Raw genomic sequence first — 276 nt, forward strand, 5'->3', positions numbered from 1 at the left:
GCGCTATCTGCTGGACGATTTGCGCATCGACGTGGCACGGCAGCGGGTCGAACGCGACGGCGTGGCGCTGGAATTGGGCGGGCTGAGTTTCCGCTTGCTGCATTACCTGCTGCGGCAGGGCCAGCGCGTGGTCGGCTTCGACGAACTGATCGTGCAGGTGTGGGCGCCGGCGCTGGTCAACGAGGAAACCGTGACCCAGCGCGTGCGCCTGTTGCGGCAGGCGCTGGGCGATGCCTCGCGGCAGCCGCGCTATCTGCGTTCGGTGCGCGGCCAGGG

The 276-nt window shown here is 69.2% G+C and carries 1 protein-coding gene; it reads left to right on the plus strand.

Features of this window, described 5'->3' with window-relative positions:
* The coding region (locus tag HWD99_RS18305) for a winged helix-turn-helix domain-containing protein (protein ID WP_241797623.1) at window positions 1-276 on the plus strand (276 nt) is incomplete at both ends.

The sequence above is a fragment of the Microbacterium sp. C5A9 genome (genome assembly GCF_022627955.1).
In the GTDB taxonomy this organism is placed as follows: Bacteria; Actinomycetota; Actinomycetes; order Actinomycetales; family Microbacteriaceae; genus Microbacterium.